Genomic DNA, 1468 nt, shown 5'->3' with positions numbered 1-1468 from the left:
CGGTAGAGCTCGTGCGCACCGCCGGACGGGATGCGTGCGTCACGGGGACGCGGGACGGGGTCGGCCGACGGCAGCGCGTCGGTGGTGACGCGCTCGCGCGAGCGCGAACGGCGCGTTCCGGCAGCGGTGTCGCCCGTGGGCGCGTCCGACGGCGGTTCGGGCTCGGGCGAAGTGGCCGCGCCACGGCGACGACGGCCGACGGCCGTGGTCTCCTCGAGAGCCGGGGGCGGATCGTCCCGGGGCGTGGCCTCACGAGAGCCTCGGATCGTGTCGTCGAACGATTCGTCCGGCGTCGCCGCGGCAGCGCCCTCACCACCGCGGGCTCGGGCCGTCTCGTCGGACGGCTCGTCGCGGACGATGCGCACGGTGGCATCCGACGGCTCCTCCCGCACGACCCGGACGGTGTCTTCGGCCCGCGCCGACCGCAGGGAGACAGCGGTGTCCTCGTCGATCTCATCGCCGTCGTCCACGGCCGGGTCCGGCCGAGCGGGCCACGGGCGCAGACGGCCCGCCCACAGCGTGACGTCGTCGGGATCGTCGGGGACGTCGTAGGGGCCGCTCACGGCTCCCTCCGCGTCAGGCGCACCTCCGCGTCGCCGAGGAAGAACCGCTCCCCCGCCTCGATCTCCTCACCGGGAGGCGCCTCGACCTCGGTCCCCATCAACGTCGCGAACAGCACGCCATTGGTCGAGTCGAGATCGGTGACGTACCAGGTCTCTCCCCGCAGTTGCAGTCGAGCGTGCGTCTTGGACACCGTGCGGGTGTCGTCGACGATCGCCACGAGCTGGGCGCCGGGGTGCGCGGCATCCGGGGCCGGGCGACGACCCAGGATGACGACGTCCGACGTCAGGTCGACCGGCGCGCCGGCCGGCGGCACGAGCGCCCACGGGATACGGCGGCGGCGAGTGACGACGGTACGGTCCAGCGCATCGAAGTCGGAATCATCAGCCTCGGCGGGGAACTCCGGCTGCGTGTACAGCGCGGACACGGAGGTTCGCGCGGACCGCGGCGCACCGGCCTGTGGTGCATCGGGCACCGCCGACACGGCCTCGGACAGTTCGGGGAACTCCTCCCCCGGGCCCTCGTCATCGCGGCGGGGAACGGCCGAGACGGGGACCTCCGCCGGTGCGGGGCGTGTCAACGGCACCTCGGGCTCAGGCGCGGGCTGGGGCACCTCGGCCTCGGGCGGAACGTCCGACGCGACCGATCCCCCGCGCGCGGGGAAGGCCGGCGTGAGGGGAGCCGCATTCCAGCCGGCGCTCTCGGAATCCTCGCCGCGGGCGGGTGCTTCGGGGAGCGGCGGCGTCGCGACCGGCGTGGTCGGTGCGCGCAGGGCGGCGAGCGCCTCCGCCACCGAGTCGTGGACGTCGGCCGAGGTCTCGGGCTGCTCCGACCCGGAACGCTGCTCACCCGCGTCGTCTCCGCGGGGCGGGAAATCTGCTGCGGCGGGCGGGGCCCAGTCGGACGG

The 1468-nt window shown here is 75.0% G+C and carries 2 protein-coding genes; both read right to left on the bottom strand.

All coding sequences use genetic code 11. The features are described 5' to 3' along the window. The coding region (locus FE256_RS17915; protein ID WP_138178346.1) for a hypothetical protein at window positions 1-563 on the bottom strand (563 nt) is incomplete at its 3' end. Further along, on the bottom strand, window positions 560-1468 hold a 909-nt coding region (locus FE256_RS17910), incomplete at its 5' end, for an FHA domain-containing protein (protein WP_138178344.1). The genes FE256_RS17915 and FE256_RS17910, both read right to left, overlap by 4 nt.

Source organism: Microbacterium sp. 5K110, from assembly GCF_005774735.1.
In the GTDB taxonomy this organism is placed as follows: Bacteria; Actinomycetota; Actinomycetes; order Actinomycetales; family Microbacteriaceae; genus Microbacterium.
The sequence above is the reverse complement of the archived record's forward strand: the minus strand, read 5'-3'. Positions and strand labels throughout refer to the sequence as shown.